Below are 17424 nucleotides of genomic sequence, written 5' to 3' on the forward strand. Positions count from 1 at the left end.
TGAATATTTTGACATAAAAAAACCGCCTTAAAAAATTAGATATTATGTCTAACTTTTTTAAGGCGGTACAAAAGTTATTCCTTTTTTTATTTTTGAAAAATCATTACAACCATTCCCAAAGATGAAATTAAGTTATTAATCATATGCATAGCAATATCAACCTTTATATTACCTGTCTTTTTATAAACATAAGCCATAAAAAATCCCATCTCAAAATAAATTAAAATGAAAAAAATGTTAAATCCAGGAGCATGACCTAAACTAAATAACCCTCCACTGACAATAATTGGCAACCACTTAGCAGTTGGCTGAAATACAGTATCCATTAATATTCCTCGAAAAACTAATTCTTCTAAAATTGGACTTAATATAACTACTCCAAACAACATAAGAACTAAAGTGAGATTATTGTTATTCATCATTTCATTGATAGCTTTTTGATTGGCACTATCAGTTTGATGATATATGAGCATGTTGGCAAATGACAAAATAACTTCTAAAACTATAGAAATTCCATAAAATATAATTGCATTTTTGAACTCATAGCCACCAAATTTTTGTTTAATCGAATGTCTTCCATATCTTTTATAACAGGCTAGAGCTATCCAAATTAACACACCATATATCAAAAAATAAGCAATCGTAGATACTATGTTAATTAAAATACTGCTATTATTTTTTATATACATTAGTGGAATAAACTGAAAACCACATATGACCAAAAGAAACATTCCAAAGAATATTAAAGCGTTTCTAAACACTTCTGCAGAGCTTATTTTTTCATAATTCATATAATAACTCCTTCATATTAATAATTAATAAAATCATAAATCAATAATTTTTTGTAGTAAATGATTTTTTTGTGGATGTTTTGAAATAATAAATGTTCCAATTAAAATAAATAATAGCATGAAAGTGGCAGCAACAACGAACATTGGCCAACTAACTGCCGTTTTATTAAATACATTTCCAACATGCGAAACTAAATAAAAATCCCAAATAAAGTGAAATAGCATTGATATTAGTAAACTTCCAGTTTTAAAGTAAATAGCTCCTATAATGAATCCAATTCCACTAACTTGGATAACTTGCACTAAAGTAGCACTTAATCCTTGATAATGTATATTTGTTAAATGAGCTAAGCCAAAAAGTACACTAGGAATAAAAATTGAAATCCACATTTTAAAGTATGTAATCTTATTGCGATTGATCATTTTAACGGTCCATCCTAATAAAACTCCTCTAAACAAATACTCTTCGGAAACAGCAGCCAAAAGACCAATATCTAATCCTAGCCAAAAATACTTCGCAAATAATCCAGAAATAAACATCAATGCAGCAAAAGAGAAAAAGATAGTAGGTAACCATTTAGAATCTAAAGTTACTTTTAAATAAACCTTTTGTTTCAATATCAACCAGTTTAATAATAAGCAAATTAAAAATGAAAATATTTTCAAAACATTTAATTTTAAAACAAAATCATCTTTCATAAAAAATGAATAAGTCTTAGGTATTAAAAATTGAGCAATTCCAATATATAAAACAATGTATGCGAGTATCGAAAAATATTTCATCTTGCCAGTTAATTTATTTTCTAACATTTTTGACTCCTTTCATAAAAAAATTTAATAACTATGGTTCAAATAATATCACAAATTATTTTTTGTAATATAAAAAAGCAACTAGACACTTTAAATTATAAGTATCTAAATGCTATTTTTTGTTACGCTTAATCAAAGCATCATTGATTTTATCCGTATCTCTTTTCAAAAATATGAAAACAATCAGCCAAGCAAATGCATAAGTAGTTATAAAAATAATTGAATAATTAATCAAAAAATTTAATTCAAAGAAACTAGTATGGTTAGTCAAAGCGTTATAAATATAAAACATCGTAAAGGTTATTAAAAAATGAATGCCTATTTCAATGTAGTAGTTAATGCTTTCAATCAAAAATAATTCTGATAACAATCCAGTTATAAAAGTAACTAATAAGTATATGCCTGCCAACGTTGGATGAATTATATTAACTTTATCATCTAAAGCAATTCCTAATATTTCTATGAAACACCCGATGGACATACCAATAAGCCCTTCTCTAAACATTCGCATTAATATTCTCAAATAAGTCACCTCAAATTCCTAAAATTTTTTTCAAGTTAGGCAAATATTTTCTACTAACATTCATTTTAATATCATTAGTCAAAAAAGCTGTCATATTACCAGAAAAAGCTGTTTCCATTGATTTTAAATGATTAACATTAATAATTGCGCACTTGCTAATTTGCACAAAATAATTATTTAACTTATTTACAATATTTTTTAAACTGCCATTAATTTCATATACATCTTTGATTGTATAGATAGTTAGTGTAGTTTTTAAAACTTCCACTGCAACTATGTTACTCTGCTTAATCATAATAAATTTATCATGATAATAAATAGATAAGTTATCATTATTACTATTTTCCATTATTTCTAATTTATGAATTAAATCTATGACATCGTTAGAAAGTTTAGGAGCATTTACGGTAACTAAGATTTCATTGTCATTTAAGTTATCATCTTGAAGAAAGTTAACTTTCATTAAAACACCCCCATTTAAAATTAATGAATTAAATTTTTTCTTGTCTTCAAAGATACTATTAAAAATATAAATGTAAAAATTAAGATAAAAGTTAACAATACTAAAATTTGACTATTTAAACTATTAACATTTCCAATATTAATATTAATTTGATTTTTGAAAACATTCATACTATGTGCTGTAGAATTTCTAAATGCATTTTTTAAATCGTTCTGCATTAAAATATTTCGATACATTGCAGACATATATGGCGCTGGGGTTAATTTTATAACTAATTGTCCTAATTTAGGTAAAGTCATTAATGGAAAATAAACTAATGCAAAAAATCCAGCTAATGTATTTATTATAGAATAACAACCTGATAACGCATCTTGATTATTAATTAAGCTAGTAATAATGAATCCAAAAGCAGTCCAAACAAAACTAGCTAAAATTGCCATCAAAATTACCATTAGAATTACATTCCATTGAAAATCAATTTTATCAACCAAACTAAAGTAAGTACTCATAAAAGCAAATGTAAAGAGTTGCATAATCGTACTAACGATTACGGCAGATACAATATAGCTAATTTGCAAAGTTTTGAAAGATAAGTCAGTCAAACTTATATCAGCTATAACATTATTAGACTTATCAATAACATACCGAGTTAAAGCGGTTAAAGCAGAACTTATTGCTGTAGTGGTTAGTGTTCCGCCAATTATCCAATTATCTAACAAGCCTGGATAAATTGCGGTAGCATGCCATTGATTTTGTAAATTATTTTTTATGAATAAAATAAACAAGCCAAACGATATTAAAGATGCTAACAATGAAAAAAAGACATTTGCTTTATTATTGAAATATAAAATTAAGTTCCTTTTTACTAAATTAATCATGCAAATTAGCCTTATTTCCAGTTAAATTTAAAAACACATCATCCATGGTTCCATGTTTGTATTCAAAACTATCAATATCATTTTGCATGTCAGTAATAAAGTTTATAGCCAGCTTATCATTATTAAATGATATCAAGTATTTATTATGTTCATAAGCATATTTTATATCGTGGTCAATAAAATATTGTTTAGCATCAAAATTGATATTAAAAGTTAGCGCTAAAATATGTTTTGAATATTTTATTTTTAAATTTTCAACACTATCGGAAGCAATAAATTTACCCTCATCCATTATATAAACATAATCTGATTGCTCAGTTTCCTCTAAATAATGGGTAGTTAGTATGATTGTAAGATTATATTTTTGTTTTAAAGATTTGATAAAAGACCATATCTTATTTCTACTTTGAATATCCAAACCAGTTGATGGTTCATCTAAAAAAAGAATTTTAGGTTTATGTAACAGTGCTCTAATAATATCTACTTTCCTACGCTGACCACCAGACAAATTTTTATACTTTTGATGCAAAATACTTTGTAAGCCTAACTCTTCAATCAAGCTATCTACATATTTTTTATCAATATTTTTATACATCCTAGCTCTAATAAATAAATTATTTTTAACACTCAATTCCTTATCCAAAATACTATTTTGAAAAACTACTCCAATTTGATGACTATAATTATGATTTTTAGGCGTCATCCCCATAATTTTAACTGTTCCAAAGGTTGAGTAATTAATACCTGTTAGCATTTTTAAAGTAGTAGATTTGCCAGCTCCATTTAAACCTAAAAGCGAAACTAGTTGACCTTTATCCACTTGCATATTTATTCCATTAACAATTTTTTTATGATCAATAACTTTAGTTAAATTTTGCGTCTCTAAAATTTTCATATTTATCACTCCTATAATATGAAATATTTTAGTTGATATTTTATTTATTGTAATCAAACCCTTTACAAGTGGTATTTATTGTAAATTAAGTGGTAAATATCGGTAAATAAAATGCATTAATTTACCAATGCTTAAAAAATGAGCTTGCTTTAAAAATAGTAGTTAGGTAATCTATGCAACAAGGAGGGGTATTTATGCTAGAAATTAAAAACTTACATAAAGATTTTGGAGATTTAACTGCTTTATCTAATGTAAGCTTTACAGCCCAATCTGGGCATATAACTGGATTAATTGGTCAAAATGGAGCTGGTAAATCTACAACTTTTCACAGTATCTTAAATTTCATTAATTATGATGGCGATATTAAGTGGAATAATCATAAAATTGAGGAAACAGATTTTAACGATATTGGATATTTGCCTGAAGAACGTAGTTTAATGATAAATTTAACGGTTGAACAACAAATTATATATTTAGCTCGACTTAAGAATAAAAAAGCAAATGCGATTAAAGCTAAAATTGATGTTTGGTTGAATAAGTTTGATGTTAAAGGGTCTAAAAAAACTAAAATTAAATCTTTATCTAAGGGTAATCAACAAAAAATTCAATTAATATGTACTCTAATTCACGAACCTAAATTAATCATTTTAGATGAACCATTTAGTGGATTGGACCCCGTAAATGCGGATTTACTAAAACATGAGATTATGTTAGCTAAAGAAAACGGGGCTACCATCATTTTTTCTAGTCATAACATGCAAAATGTACAAGAATTGTGTGACCATTTAGTCATGTTAAATAGTGGTAACGTGGTCCTTAATGGTAATACACAAAACATTAGAGATAGTTTTGGTAAAACTAAATTGTATATTAGTACAGAAAAAAGTCGTGAAGAATTATTGTGGTTAAATCACGTTAAAGATGTTCAAACCAGATTTAAAAATCATTATTTAATTAATTTAGATAATGAGACAGCTGGTAAAGAAATTTTTGATAAAGTCATTGGTGGTAAATACACCGATCAATTTAGTCAAGAACCACCTACTTTAGATGAGATATTTAAAATGAAAGCCGGTGAACATATTGAATAAACTGTGGGTAATAATTAATGAAACCTATAAATCACAACTTAAATCATTCACTTTTTTAATAAGCGCCTTTCTTCCTTTAATATTCGCTGTATTAATTATGATTCCGCTAACGATGATAAATAACAATGAAAATAATTCAGAATCACCATCAGTTGCGTTAGTTTCTAATCAAAAAACAGTTAGAGATAATTTTATTAAGAACTATCCAAAAGATATGGATAAAAAAATAAACAATCGTGAAAAAGCACAAGCAGCGGTTAAAAATGGCGATATTGATGGCTATATTTTTTTAAATGTAAACAATGATCAGGTTAAAGCTACTTATTATGGCAATGATGAAGCTGATGTCAATGTTAAAACTCATGTAATGAAATATATTAGTCTTTTGCAAAACAATTTAAATAATAAGAATGCTAATCTAAATGCTCATCAAGCTAAAATTGTTAATACCCAACCTAAATATGACTCAATTATTCATAAACATACGGTTCAAAAATACAATGAAAGTGATGATGCAAAACATCTCGCAACTAACATTTGCATATTTGTAATGTACTTTATTTTGATTATTTATAGTTCAATTACTGCTCAAACTATTGCCAATGAAAAAGGTTCTAAAATCATTGAAGTTATTTTTTCAAGTACTACAGCTATGAAATACTTTATTGGAAAGATAATTGCAATTGCTGGTTTAATAATGACACAAATCGTTATTTACATAATTAGTGGATTAGTAGTTTATCAAATAAACGCTAATAGTTCGCTAATTAAAGACAATCAACATTTTATAAACTTAATCATTAAGAGCTTATTGGGAACCCCATTAATTTACACAGTTTTAGGTATTATTTTATATGTAATTTTATCTGCAGTTTGTGGAGCTTTGGTGGTTAAAGCGTCAGATGCCAGTAAAGCTGCTCAGCCAGTAGTATTAATATCAATTTTGGGTTTTGTACTTTCCAATACACTGCAAAGTATTCCAAACAGTTTAATTTATAAAATTTGTTCATACGTGCCTCTACTTTCGAATTATTTTATGCCTACTAGAATCATAAATGGTACAGTTGGAACAAGTAGCGTTTTAATTTCTATATTAATTTTAGTTGCTACCATCGTATTAATAACTTGGTTTATTGGTAGAGCATATAAAGGTTTAATGTTACAAAATAGCAACAACAGTTTCTTAATTCGTTTGCGAGATGGATTTAGGTATAAATAAAAAAATAAACTACATTCAAATTGAATGTAGTTTATTTTTTTACAATTTTATATTGAACTTCCCCATCGTCATTTAGTAATCCATATAATATTTTAGATTTTTCAGCATCAAAAAATCCTAAATTAACAGCCATTTTACCGTCTAGTTGTTTGATTCCATGATATGATTTTTCCAAAAATTTTCGTAAAAAATCCATATTTTTTGCATGCTTAGTAGTCTGATCAATAGCACCTTGTAAAGTGTATCCTTGATCTAAATAATATTTAATTGAACTAATTTTCATAAAATTATGAAAATTATATACCCTAGAACTATTTTCGTTACCACGTAATGATTCAATACAACCTTTTGATTCCCAATATCTAATTTGACGAGGTGAAACATCAATCATTTTACTAACCTCACCAATTTTAAAAATTAGTTTTTTAAATTGAACCGTTGATGGAATCATAACTCCACCCCACTTTTTATTTATATCCAAGAAACAATTTAACACATTTCTGAACATTAATCATTTAATTTTATTAATAAATTACATTGGTGAAACCTTGATTTAACTGATTTGCAACAGCTTTGTTACAGTTTTGTCATAATCTTTTACTATAGTTAGTAGTAACAAATATGAAATCGAGGTAAGTAAATTTTATGGGAAAACATTTAAAGAAATTCGTAATTAGCATTGTAGCTTTCACAACACTTTTAGTTTCAGGAATGGGTATGTCAAATATTAATGCTAAAGCAGATATTTCAGACCAAGATTTTGCTCAAGTATATGATACAGCACAAGACAAATTAGGCTCTTCATATGTTTATGGTGCAGTTGGTCCTAAAGTTTTCGATTGTTCCGGATTTACTAGTTATGTTTATAAAAAAGCCTTGAATATTCAATTACCTAGAACGGCACAAGCACAATATAATGCTTCAAAACGTGTATCAGCTAAGAATGCAGATAAAGGTGATTTAGTTTTCTTCGGTAGCTCAAAAAACAATGTTTACCATGTAGGTCTTTATGTTGGTAACGGTAAAATGATCGATGCACAAAATCGTGGAGTTATCACTGAAAACGTTAATGCTCCTTGGTGGAACTTAGTTGGATATGGAAAACTCGCTTAATTCCATACATAAAAAAGCACTCTTTCAATAGAGTGCTTTTTATTTTAATTATAAATTAAATTTGTAGTAACTTTTAGCGATGTCATAATATCTTAATTTTTCTAAAGACTCATAAATCATGATATTTAAATCGGTAAGCTTAATATCAGAATAGTTAGCCAATTGTGTAGTTACTAAACGTTCTGTACGTACGATGGCTTCAAGATTTTTTGTGTATAATAACAATATATTATGAATCATCTCGGGTGTACATTTAATAAATTTATTGTTACCTGTATAAACTTTTAATTTATTATTTTGATTAGCAATATTATCCAAAATGCATACCCCCGAGAAATCTTTATTAAGTATAATAATACTTCTTTTTAATTTTTTTGCAACTATATATAGTGTTTGCAATTTATTAATGCATATATATGGTACTGTCTATATTCATTTTATTAAACACATTAAAAAGCATATTCATTTTATATTTAATTCTGTTAGTATTAAGTAGTTTACATCAAAACAAAGGAGTCACGATATTGAAGCTAATAAATAAAATCAAATCTAATATAAATCAAAGAACTGGATTCTTTTGGCTATTAGTAAGTCTATTTTGGCTAAAAACAATATACGCTTATTTTACAGATTTTCAATTAGGTATTAATAACTTTTTTGAACTATTAATTGCTTTAATAAATCCAATTGCTACAACAATCTTGATTTTTAGCATCGCATTGTATATAAAGTCAGGCCGTATGTTTTATATTACAGCCATCATTTTAGATATATTAAACACCGTATTATTATATCTGAATGTAATCTATTTTAGAGAGTTTACTGACTTTATGACGGTTAGTACTATGACCGGATACTCTAAAGTTAATCAAGGGCTTAGTGGAGCATCTTTAGCTCTAACCATGCCACATGATGTTTTCTACTGGTTAGATCTAGTAGTTATACTAATTTTACTTACTTTTAAAGTTATCAAAATGGATAAAAGTAAACGTAGTCTAAAAAAAGGTGCTGCTATTTCATCAATGGCGATTGCACTTTTTACTATTAATTTATCCTTAGGTGAAATGGATCGTCCTCAGTTATTGACTAGAACTTTTGATCGTACTTATATTGTAAAATACTTAGGGTTAGATTCTTTCACTGTATATGATGCGATCAAACAACAACATAATAAAGATTTAAGAGCTATGGCTACTAAATCTCAATTTGATAATGTTCTAAAATACACCCAGGATCATTATGCTAAGCCTAATCCTGAAATGTTTGGAATAGCTAAAAACCGTAACGTTATCATTATCCATCTAGAAAGTTTTCAACAATTTTTAATTGATAAAAAAATCAATGGTAAAGAAGTTACCCCATTTTTAAATAAACTATTCCATAGTAAGTCAACTTACTCGTTTGATAACTTTTTCCATCAAGTTGGACAAGGAAAAACTTCAGACGCTGAAAATATGCTGGAAACTAGCACTTTTGGATTGCCACAAGGTTCATTGTTTACTCAATTCGGTAGCGATAATACATTCCAAGCCGCCCCAGCTATTTTGAATCAAAAAGCTAACTATACAAGTGCCGTCTTCCATGGAAATGTAGCAAGCTTTTGGAATCGTAATAATGTATACAAAAACATGGGCTACCAATACTTTTTTGATGCTAGTTACTATGATGTATCTGGTGATAAATCACTTGGATATGGTTTAAAAGACAAATTACTATTCAAGGATTCTGTTAAATATCTTCAAGAACTACAGCAACCTTTCTATGCTAAATATATTACAGTGACTAATCACTTTCCATACAGTTTAGACAGTGAAGATTCTAAATTTAAAGTTCCTAATACTGGCAGTACTTCTACCGATAATTACTTTAAAACTGCTAATTATTTAGATCAAGCTGTAAAAGAATTTTACGCTTATTTGAAAAAATCAGGTTTACTAAAAAATTCAATGATAATGCTATATGGTGATCATTATGGAATTTCAAATTCTGAAAATAATAATTTAGCCAATATTTTAGGTAAAAATCCAGATGATTGGAATAATTTTGACAATGCTCAGTTGCAAAGAGTTCCATTAATGTTTAATATCCCAGGAATTAAAAATGGTTACGTTAGTCATACTTATGGTGGAGAAATTGATGTTTTACCTACTCTAATGCATTTGTTGGGTATTAATACCAAAAACTACATTCAATTTGGAACTGATTTGTTTTCTAGTCAACATGACTCAGTCGTGGCTTTTAGGGACCGTGATTGGATTACGCCAGACTATACTGGTATCAATGGCAATATTTACAGTAATAAGACGGGTAAACTTATTTCACCTAACAAGAAACAAACAAAGCACTTCGATAAAATTCAAGATAAGGTAAATAATGAGCTTAGTTTATCGGACTCATTAAACCAAGAGAACTTATTAAGATTTTACAAGCTAAAAGACTTCACACCTGTCGATCCACGTAAATATAATTATTCTAATGGATTAGCAAAAGAAAGAAAAATTGAAGATAAATTAGGCAAAAAATCAACCAGTTTAGTTTCAAAAAATGGTGATAAATCTACCGTTGGTTTATACAAGACTGATGCACCCGAAGCTAAACATCAAGTTACTGATTCTAATCGAATAAAAATAGTTAATCCTGATACTAATCAAGGTAAATAACAAAAAAACCAATAATATTTATTATATTATTGTTTTTTTTGTTGCTTATTTATTAAAACTGGTCTATTTTTAACTGTTAGTATATAAATATTTAACAGGTGTGATATATGAAATATAAATCAGCATATAATTTAGAACTGTTATACGATATTTTCATCGTAATTATTGCTTTATCCTCATCTTTAATGGTGCTCTTAGATTATATTAAAGTTATTAACATATATATAGGACCCATTAAATGGATTTATTTTAGCATTTGGATCTTTTATATTATTGACTATATCGTAAGATTTGCAATGGCCAAAAATAAAAAACATTATTTGTTAGACACAGCCTTGGACTTAATATCATTAATTCCAGCTCATCCCATTTTTGTATTTTTTAGATTATATCGTATTATTAGAATTATTAGAAAATACAATTTACTTTGGAAAATAGGTATTGATGGTAAATTTACTAGTGAAACTCATCGATTCATATATGATACTGGTTTCATATATTTATTTTCAGTTAGTATTTTAATTTTAATCATTAGTTCATTACTGTTTGCTCATTTTGAAAATTATGACCTAGCTACTGCTTTGTGGTGGTCAATCACCACTGCCACAACCGTTGGTTATGGTGATATCTCACCCCATACCTTAGGTGGTAAACTAGTTGCAGCATTCTTAATGATTGGTGGAATTGGTTTTATTGGTTTATTAACATCAACAATTACCGATTTCTTTACCACAAGTGATAAAAACAACAAAGACTACAATGATCAAATGAATAAAGTTATTAATCAAATTGATAGTTTAACTAAAGAAGTTAAAAAATTAGAAAAAGAGATAAAAAATAAGCATTAATTATTTTGATAACTGTGTACTATGAATTGGTGCATTACTATTAGGGTATAGGTTCTGCATAATTCCATTAACTGCTAATGGAACTTCACCAAATCCGGTAGCAATAATTGTCTGCTTACCGTCATAGTTAGCCTGGTCTCCTACTGCATACACATTGGGTATATTTGTTTGCATTTTTGAATCCACTTGTAATAAACGGTGACTAGTTTGTAAATTAATGTCCCAATTTTTCATTGCCTTACTATCAGCAACAAATCCATAATTAACTAACATTTTATCTACCGTAATCGTTTTAAATTCATCATCAGTCCGCATTTTTTTAGCAACTAGTGTGATTTGATTACCATCAGCAGGTTGCACTTCTTTAATTAAATAAGGTGTAACTAATTCTACTGAAGACGTTTTAAGTCGACTAACCATTCTTTCTAAGCCACGAAATTCGTTACGTCGATGTAATAAATAAACTTTTTTAGCTACTTTCTCTAGCATTAAAGCTTGATCAATCGCTGAATCGCCACCACCTGCTACTAATACTTGTTTATCTTTAAAATCATCAAGATTTTTAATGAAATATTGAATTTGATTGTTCTCATATTTATCTGCGTTATCAGCTAATAGTTTACGTGGTTTAAATGAACCATTACCTGTTGCAATAATAATTGCACGACTTTGAGTTGTCCCTTTATCAGTTTCAATCGCAAAGAAATCATCAACTTTTTTAACATTTTTAACGGTTGTATTTAATGATATATCTGGTTGCATAGTTAATAATTGAGCTTTTAAATTGTTAACTAATTCTCTACCGGTCAAACCAGCAAAGCCAGCTACATCTAAGATTGTTTTTTCTGGATATAAAGCATTAACCTGACCACCTAACTCATCAAGACTTTCAATAATTTGCACCTTAGCGTTTCTAAGGCCTGAATAAAAGCCAGCAAACATACCAACTGGGCCTCCACCGATAATTGTAATATCGTAAATATTTTTATTCATTTTGCCTATCTCCTTTTATTTAACTTTCATTTAAGATATTATTAGTCATATAATTATACTTTAGCAAAGGAAGTACAATAATGCACAATAAACGTAAAAAGATTCTAATTGGTTTAGTACTGCTAGTAGAATTTATAATTTTTATCACGAGTACGCTTTGGATTTTTAGAGGAAGCGTATTAAATGACTTAAACGTAAAAAAAACACCTACCGCGACTGTATTTATACCCGGTTATGGTGGTAATGCAGTATCTACTAATGATTTTATTGAACAATTTAATGACCATAAAATTGCTAAAAGAACTTTAAGGTTACATATTTCTAGTGACGGTAAAGTATCAACGATTAAGCAATATGCTAAAGTTGGTAATAATAATCCATTAGTTCAACTGTTGTTTTCTGATAACACACACCCTATTAAAGAAAGTTATCAAATGTCTAATGTTATGAAATATTTATACAAAAAGTATCATATCAAATCAGTTAATTTAATCGGACATTCTTCTGGTGGACAAATTGCTTATGAATACATGGTTAATCATCCAAACGAAAAAAACGTCCCCAAAGTAAATAAATTTGTAAGTATTGCCAATGATTACCCTAAAAATGATCCCCGAGTTAAAAATCTACCTAAAAACTTGGAAGTTCTAAACATTGCTGGAGAAATTTATAACTTTGGTACTGATGCAGAAGAAGCTGTTGATATCGTAAAGCCAATGGGTAAATTAGTTGCTCCACATGTTAAGAGCTACACTTTCCATCTATACAAAGCTGGACCGCTATCTGCAGAACATTCTATGCTACATGAAAACCCTGAAATTGACAAAATAATTGCCGAATTTCTATTTAAATAAAAGGCCGCTTATCAGCGACCTTTTTTATTTTATACTTTAAGTTTTTGTAATTTAGCCATATAATACAGCTAACATGTTGTTACATGTAAAACATATTTTTTTGGGGGTTCTTTGTATTATGGCTAACAAAAAGTTAATTTTGGACTTAGATACAGGAGTAGACGATGCAATGGCCATTGCGTATGCTGTTGCCGCACCTAATGCTGATTTAGTGGGAATAGTTAGTTCTTACGGTAATGTTGTTGTAGAACAAGCCGCTAAAAATTCTTTGAAAATATTGGAACTATTAGGCGCCACCGATGTACCTGTTTACATAGGTGAATCACATTCAGAAATGACCGATCATTTTGATGTAATGCCAGTTTCAGCTCACATTCATGGTAAAAATGGAATTGGTGAAGTTGATTTACCCGAACCACAAAGAAAACCTGAAAAAGAATCAGGTGTTGACTTCTTTATTGAAGCTGCTCATAAATGGGGAAAAGATTTAACCATCATTCCTACAGGACCATTGACTAACCTAGCAGCAGCTTTAAAGAAAGACCCTGAAATTGCTGACTTAATTGGCAATGTTACTTTAATGGGTGGTGCACTAACTGTACCTGGAAACGTAACTCCATTTGCAGAGGCTAATATTCAACAAGATGCTGAAGCAGCTAACTATGTATTTACCAATAAATTGCATGATACAATGGTTGGCCTAGATGTTACTTTAAGAACTTTATTAACCAAACAAGAAACTCAACAATGGCGTGATTTAGGAACTAATGCTGGGGCAAAATTTGCTGATATTGTTGATTATTACATCAATATATACGACGAAATGTATCCAGAATTAGGTGGATGCTCATTACATGATCCATTAGCAGTCGGTATTGCATGCGATCCATCTTTTGCAACTACCCTAGATCTTGACATGGTTGTTAATGCTGACAAAGAAAAATACGGTCGTACCATCGGTGATACTTCTAGGTTAAATGACGAAAATCCTTCAGTAAGTGTTGCTATTCAAGTTGAAAAAGATCGATACTTAAAGACTTTCATGGAATATTTAACTAAATTATTTAAAAACAATAAATAAAAAAACTAAAAATTGCCTAGCTAAAAGCTAGGCAATTTTTTATTTAAAATATTTTTTTAAATAATAAGCAACCCCATCTTGATCATGATCAAGCGTTATATCATCGCCAATTTTTTTAATATCGGTTTTTGCATTATCCATAACTACTCCTATTTTGGCTGATTTTAGCATTTCTATATCGTTTTCAGCATCACCAAAAGTCATTAAATTACTAAAGTTCAAATTTAATTTTTCTAAAAGTCGCTCAAGTCCGTTAGCCTTGTTAACACCGGGTTTCAAAAATTCCATAATTTGTGGTTGTGAACGAACTATATGATAATTGTTTTTAATAATGTCAGGCATATAACGTCTAACATCATCTAATTTATTTGAACTAGCTGACATAATAGCTTTACTATATTTCTGATCAGGTAAATCATTAAAACTAGCACTCACAAACTTCAAATTAGCATTTAATACTTCTTTATAGTCTGATTGAACTAAATCAACTAAAGAATAAACTTGCTTAAAATCCAAAATATCTAATGGTAAACTATTTTGATTAGCGAAGTCATGAAGCAACTTAAAATCATTTAGTGACAAACTATCTTGAAATAAAACTTTTTTATCTATATTTCGTATGACCATGCCACCATTAAAAGTAACCGTATAATCATCTGGTTGTAATAAATTTAACTGTTCTACATAATTCCAAACTGCATTGATAGGTCTTCCTGTACAAAGAACCACCTTAAAACCATCATTATGCAATTTTTTTAATGTAGTTGCATTTTGCTCACTTATCTCTTTGTTAGAATTTAACAATGTATTATCTAAATCTAAAGCAATTAGTTTAATCAAATAACTCACTCCTTGAAATTAATTTTAAACTAAAAATAAAAAAAGCACTAACTAAATTAGTTAGCACTTTGTTAAAAGTTCATTTTTTTATTTTTAGATTAAGCTCCTAGCTGTGATTCAAGTTCACGAAGTTCAGCTTCACGCACAGATCTAGGTAAGAATCGACGAATTTCTTCTTCGTTGTATCCAATTTCCAAACGCTTGTCATCGAAAATAATTGGACGTTTAATTAAGTCAGGATATTTAACCACTAAATCAACTAATTCAGACAATGATAATTCATCTAAGTCTAAATTAAGCTTCTTAAAAATGTTTGAACGAGTAGAAATAATGTCCTCACTGCCATTTTCAGTTAGACGAAGTATTTGCTTAATCTCATCCACATTTAGAGGATTGGAATTAATGTTTCTTTCCTTAAATGCTATATTGTGAGCTTTTAACCAAGCTCTAGCTTTACGACTTGATGCACTACTAGGTGCTACATAAAGATTCAACATACTTATCACTCCTCAATCGTTAAGAAAACGATATAATGCCAAATATTTACTTACAAAAAATACGTAAATATTGACTAATTCAATAGTAACATAAATAAAGTATTTAGTTCAGAATGATAAATTATTTAAACATTCCTTAAACATTTTCTAATAAAAGGCTTAAATAAATAAATTTACACAATCTAAAAATAAGATTATAATTTGAATAATAAACACATTTGGCAGGGAGTGACTAAATGAAAATAAATATTTTAACTACAAGTGATACACATGGATTTGTCTTTCCTACTAACTATGTAAATAATCGTGATAAAATGCCTTTTGGAATGTTAAAAGCAGCCACTTGCATTAATAGTCTAAGGAAACAATTAGATAACGTTGTTACTATTGATAATGGTGATTTTTTAGAAGGATCACCACTGGCTTATTATATAGCTAAAGTATTAAATCAATCATCACCTAAACAAATAGATGATGTTTTTAATATGATGAATTATGATTATGGAATTCTAGGTAATCATGAATTTAACTATGGGGTTGATTATCTCAGAAATACTATTAATGAGTCTAATCGTAAATTTCTATGTGCTAACATTTTAAATGAACAAGGTACCCCTGCATTTGGTAAAGCGTATGACATTAAAAACATTAATGGTATAAAAGTAGGCTTTTTAGGTTTAACTACACAAGGTACTAATAAGTGGGCTAACTATGGAAATTTAAATGGTCTCAAAATAATTTCTGCCGTTGCAGCAGCTAAAAAATACATACCAATTATGAAAAAAAACGCCGATATAATCGTTGTAAGTTATCATGGTGGCTTTGAACGTGATTTCGATGGCACTCTAACTGACAGATTTTCTGGAGAAAATGAAAGTTATCAATTACTTAAAGAAGTTAAGGGCATTGATGCTTTAGTAACAGGTCATCAACATCGCAAGATTGCTAAAAAATTATTTGGTGTTCCTGTAGTTCAAGAAGGTCGTCGTGGCCAATGTGTTGGAAAAATAACCTTAGACGTTAATACGGACAATAAAAAAGTTGAACATAGTAGTACTGAACTAGTTGCAACTGGCAAATATTCATTAGATCAAGTAATAAAAGAAAGAGTTAATCCTATTCAAAACAGTTTAAATGAATGGTTAGATAAACCTTTAGCCAAAATTGACGGCTGTATGAAATTTAGTGATCCTTTTAAAGTTAGATTAAACAAAAACAGTTTTATTCAATTCGTGCAAAAAGTACAGATGGATAAAATGGGAGTTGATATTTCAGCTACTGCACTTTTCAATAACGAAGCTCATGGCTTTGAAAATCCTATCACCATGCGTAACATCATTACTAATTATGTTTATCCTAATTCGTTATCAGTTCTTGAAATAGATGGTAAAGACTTAAAACAAGCTATTGAAATTAGTGCTAAATATTTTTCAATTGAAAATAATCAAATAGTTGTAAATAAAGATTTCTTATATCCTAAAGTTAGGCATTACAATTATGACATGTATGAAGGAATTGATTATGTAATTAATGTTAGTCAACCTGTTGGTAGCCGCGTTGAAAAATTAACTTATCATGGAAAAGAAATTGATAAAAATCAAAAACTAAGAATTGTACTTAATCAATATCGAGCTTCCGGCGGTGGACATTTCCCAATGTTCAGTGATGCTAAAATTATTAAAAGTGACCCTACTCCTATGAGTCAAGTTATTGCAGAGTATTTAAAATCTCATAAATTAATTAAAGCTGAAAATAATCATAATTTTAAAATAATAAAAAAGTAACTCTCATGTGAAGTGCCTTAAAAAAGTTAGACAATTATTACTAAATTAAATATTTAATTTCATGAAATGATTTCGATATTCAAT

19 protein-coding genes are annotated in these 17424 nt (G+C 28.6%); 8 read left to right on the plus strand and 11 right to left on the minus strand.

Annotated features, from left to right (window positions below; genetic code table 11):
• Positions 1 to 86: 86 nt before the first annotated feature.
• The 6 genes from K5Q11_RS06935 to K5Q11_RS06960 form a co-directional block, all read right to left on the minus strand.
• Entirely contained in the window at positions 87 to 791 is a 705-nt protein-coding gene (locus K5Q11_RS06935) for a CPBP family intramembrane glutamic endopeptidase (RefSeq protein ID WP_220752280.1), read from the minus strand.
• Positions 792 to 824: 33 nt separating this feature from the next.
• Positions 825 to 1601, minus strand: a complete 777-nt coding sequence (locus tag K5Q11_RS06940; protein ID WP_220752282.1) for a CPBP family intramembrane glutamic endopeptidase — start codon at positions 1599 to 1601, stop codon at positions 825 to 827.
• A 112-nt stretch (positions 1602 to 1713) separates the two neighbouring features.
• Positions 1714 to 2112: a DUF3021 family protein gene (locus tag K5Q11_RS06945; RefSeq protein ID WP_220752284.1), complete on the minus strand. Its 399-nt coding sequence runs from the start codon at positions 2110 to 2112 to the stop codon at positions 1714 to 1716.
• A 22-nt stretch (positions 2113 to 2134) separates the two neighbouring features.
• Positions 2135 to 2587 (minus strand): LytTR family DNA-binding domain-containing protein, encoded by a 453-nt coding sequence (locus K5Q11_RS06950; protein ID WP_220752286.1) that lies wholly within the window; start codon positions 2585 to 2587, stop codon positions 2135 to 2137.
• Positions 2588 to 2607: 20 nt separating this feature from the next.
• Positions 2608 to 3465: an ABC transporter permease gene (locus K5Q11_RS06955; protein ID WP_220752288.1), complete on the minus strand. Its 858-nt coding sequence runs from the start codon at positions 3463 to 3465 to the stop codon at positions 2608 to 2610.
• Positions 3458 to 4360 carry an ABC transporter ATP-binding protein gene (locus K5Q11_RS06960; RefSeq protein WP_220752290.1) on the minus strand — a complete coding sequence of 301 codons (903 nt, stop codon included), beginning with the start codon at positions 4358 to 4360 and terminating at the stop codon, positions 3458 to 3460. The genes K5Q11_RS06955 and K5Q11_RS06960 overlap by 8 nt, the downstream gene beginning before the upstream one ends.
• Before the next feature lie 194 nt (positions 4361 to 4554).
• On the opposite strand from K5Q11_RS06960, the gene K5Q11_RS06965 reads away from it, so the two are divergent.
• Positions 4555 to 5451 (plus strand): ABC transporter ATP-binding protein, encoded by an 897-nt coding sequence (locus K5Q11_RS06965; protein ID WP_220752292.1) that lies wholly within the window; start codon positions 4555 to 4557, stop codon positions 5449 to 5451.
• A complete protein-coding gene (locus K5Q11_RS06970; RefSeq protein ID WP_285289900.1) occupies positions 5435 to 6670 on the plus strand; it encodes an ABC transporter permease in 1236 nt (411 codons plus the stop codon). The genes K5Q11_RS06965 and K5Q11_RS06970 overlap by 17 nt, the downstream gene beginning before the upstream one ends.
• 31 nt (positions 6671 to 6701) lie before the next feature.
• On the opposite strand, the gene K5Q11_RS06975 is transcribed toward K5Q11_RS06970, so the two are convergent.
• Positions 6702 to 7151, minus strand: a complete 450-nt coding sequence (locus tag K5Q11_RS06975; protein ID WP_220752297.1) for a MerR family transcriptional regulator — start codon at positions 7149 to 7151, stop codon at positions 6702 to 6704.
• A gap of 164 nt (positions 7152 to 7315) precedes the next feature.
• Between K5Q11_RS06975 and K5Q11_RS06980 the strand changes: the two genes are divergently transcribed.
• Positions 7316 to 7783, plus strand: a complete 468-nt coding sequence (locus tag K5Q11_RS06980; protein ID WP_220752299.1) for a C40 family peptidase — start codon at positions 7316 to 7318, stop codon at positions 7781 to 7783.
• Positions 7784 to 7831: 48 nt separating this feature from the next.
• Here the strand turns inward: K5Q11_RS06980 and K5Q11_RS06985 are convergent, their stop codons facing one another.
• Positions 7832 to 8101 carry a hypothetical protein gene (locus K5Q11_RS06985; RefSeq protein WP_220728619.1) on the minus strand — a complete coding sequence of 90 codons (270 nt, stop codon included), beginning with the start codon at positions 8099 to 8101 and terminating at the stop codon, positions 7832 to 7834.
• Positions 8102 to 8316: 215 nt separating this feature from the next.
• Here K5Q11_RS06985 and K5Q11_RS06990 point away from each other — a divergent pair, with 215 nt between their 5' ends.
• Together K5Q11_RS06990 and K5Q11_RS06995 are read left to right on the plus strand one after the other, a co-directional pair.
• On the plus strand, positions 8317 to 10443 hold the full coding sequence (locus tag K5Q11_RS06990) for an LTA synthase family protein (protein WP_373311508.1): 2127 nt from the start codon (positions 8317 to 8319) through the stop codon (positions 10441 to 10443).
• A gap of 107 nt (positions 10444 to 10550) precedes the next feature.
• Positions 10551 to 11291, plus strand: a complete 741-nt coding sequence (locus tag K5Q11_RS06995) for a potassium channel family protein (protein WP_220728621.1) — start codon at positions 10551 to 10553, stop codon at positions 11289 to 11291.
• Here K5Q11_RS06995 and K5Q11_RS07000 read toward each other — a convergent pair whose 3' ends face one another.
• Positions 11292 to 12284 carry an NAD(P)/FAD-dependent oxidoreductase gene (locus K5Q11_RS07000; protein WP_220752304.1) on the minus strand — a complete coding sequence of 331 codons (993 nt, stop codon included), beginning with the start codon at positions 12282 to 12284 and terminating at the stop codon, positions 11292 to 11294.
• Positions 12285 to 12364: 80 nt separating this feature from the next.
• Between K5Q11_RS07000 and K5Q11_RS07005 the strand changes: the two genes are divergently transcribed.
• Together K5Q11_RS07005 and K5Q11_RS07010 are read left to right on the plus strand one after the other, a co-directional pair.
• Entirely contained in the window at positions 12365 to 13138 is a 774-nt protein-coding gene (locus tag K5Q11_RS07005; RefSeq protein ID WP_220752307.1) for an alpha/beta hydrolase, read from the plus strand.
• A gap of 118 nt (positions 13139 to 13256) precedes the next feature.
• A complete protein-coding gene (locus K5Q11_RS07010; protein ID WP_220728624.1) occupies positions 13257 to 14219 on the plus strand; it encodes a nucleoside hydrolase in 963 nt (320 codons plus the stop codon).
• A 39-nt stretch (positions 14220 to 14258) separates the two neighbouring features.
• Here the strand turns inward: K5Q11_RS07010 and K5Q11_RS07015 are convergent, their stop codons facing one another.
• Both K5Q11_RS07015 and spx read right to left on the minus strand, forming a co-directional pair.
• Positions 14259 to 15068 (minus strand): Cof-type HAD-IIB family hydrolase, encoded by an 810-nt coding sequence (locus tag K5Q11_RS07015; protein WP_308442919.1) that lies wholly within the window; start codon positions 15066 to 15068, stop codon positions 14259 to 14261.
• A gap of 89 nt (positions 15069 to 15157) precedes the next feature.
• The gene (gene spx / locus K5Q11_RS07020) at positions 15158 to 15556 is read right to left on the minus strand and encodes a transcriptional regulator Spx (protein WP_056965607.1); all 399 of its coding nucleotides are present in this window, start codon (positions 15554 to 15556) and stop codon (positions 15158 to 15160) included.
• Between the two features lie 236 nt (positions 15557 to 15792).
• Here spx and K5Q11_RS07025 point away from each other — a divergent pair, with 236 nt between their 5' ends.
• Positions 15793 to 17340 (plus strand): bifunctional metallophosphatase/5'-nucleotidase, encoded by a 1548-nt coding sequence (locus tag K5Q11_RS07025; protein WP_220752311.1) that lies wholly within the window; start codon positions 15793 to 15795, stop codon positions 17338 to 17340.
• Positions 17341 to 17424: the final 84 nt, after the last annotated feature.

Origin of the sequence: Apilactobacillus xinyiensis (assembly GCF_019656235.1) — a bacterium.
In the GTDB taxonomy this organism is placed as follows: domain Bacteria; phylum Bacillota; class Bacilli; order Lactobacillales; family Lactobacillaceae; genus Apilactobacillus; species Apilactobacillus xinyiensis.

Coding starts and splice junctions, on each gene's coding strand:
- K5Q11_RS06935 (WP_220752280.1), bottom strand. CDS start 791: ATGAATTATGAAAAAATAAGCTCTGCAGAAGTGTTTAGAAACGCTTTA.
- K5Q11_RS06940 (WP_220752282.1), bottom strand. CDS start 1,601: ATGTTAGAAAATAAATTAACTGGCAAGATGAAATATTTTTCGATACTC.
- K5Q11_RS06945 (WP_220752284.1), bottom strand. CDS start 2,112: ATGCGAATGTTTAGAGAAGGGCTTATTGGTATGTCCATCGGGTGTTTC.
- K5Q11_RS06950 (WP_220752286.1), bottom strand. CDS start 2,587: ATGAAAGTTAACTTTCTTCAAGATGATAACTTAAATGACAATGAAATC.
- K5Q11_RS06955 (WP_220752288.1), bottom strand. CDS start 3,465: ATGATTAATTTAGTAAAAAGGAACTTAATTTTATATTTCAATAATAAA.
- K5Q11_RS06960 (WP_220752290.1), bottom strand. CDS start 4,360: ATGAAAATTTTAGAGACGCAAAATTTAACTAAAGTTATTGATCATAAA.
- K5Q11_RS06965 (WP_220752292.1), top strand. CDS start 4,555: ATGCTAGAAATTAAAAACTTACATAAAGATTTTGGAGATTTAACTGCT.
- K5Q11_RS06980 (WP_220752299.1), top strand. CDS start 7,316: ATGGGAAAACATTTAAAGAAATTCGTAATTAGCATTGTAGCTTTCACA.
- K5Q11_RS06995 (WP_220728621.1), top strand. CDS start 10,551: ATGAAATATAAATCAGCATATAATTTAGAACTGTTATACGATATTTTC.
- K5Q11_RS07000 (WP_220752304.1), bottom strand. CDS start 12,284: ATGAATAAAAATATTTACGATATTACAATTATCGGTGGAGGCCCAGTT.
- K5Q11_RS07005 (WP_220752307.1), top strand. CDS start 12,365: ATGCACAATAAACGTAAAAAGATTCTAATTGGTTTAGTACTGCTAGTA.
- K5Q11_RS07010 (WP_220728624.1), top strand. CDS start 13,257: ATGGCTAACAAAAAGTTAATTTTGGACTTAGATACAGGAGTAGACGAT.
- spx (WP_056965607.1), bottom strand. CDS start 15,556: ATGTTGAATCTTTATGTAGCACCTAGTAGTGCATCAAGTCGTAAAGCT.
- K5Q11_RS07025 (WP_220752311.1), top strand. CDS start 15,793: ATGAAAATAAATATTTTAACTACAAGTGATACACATGGATTTGTCTTT.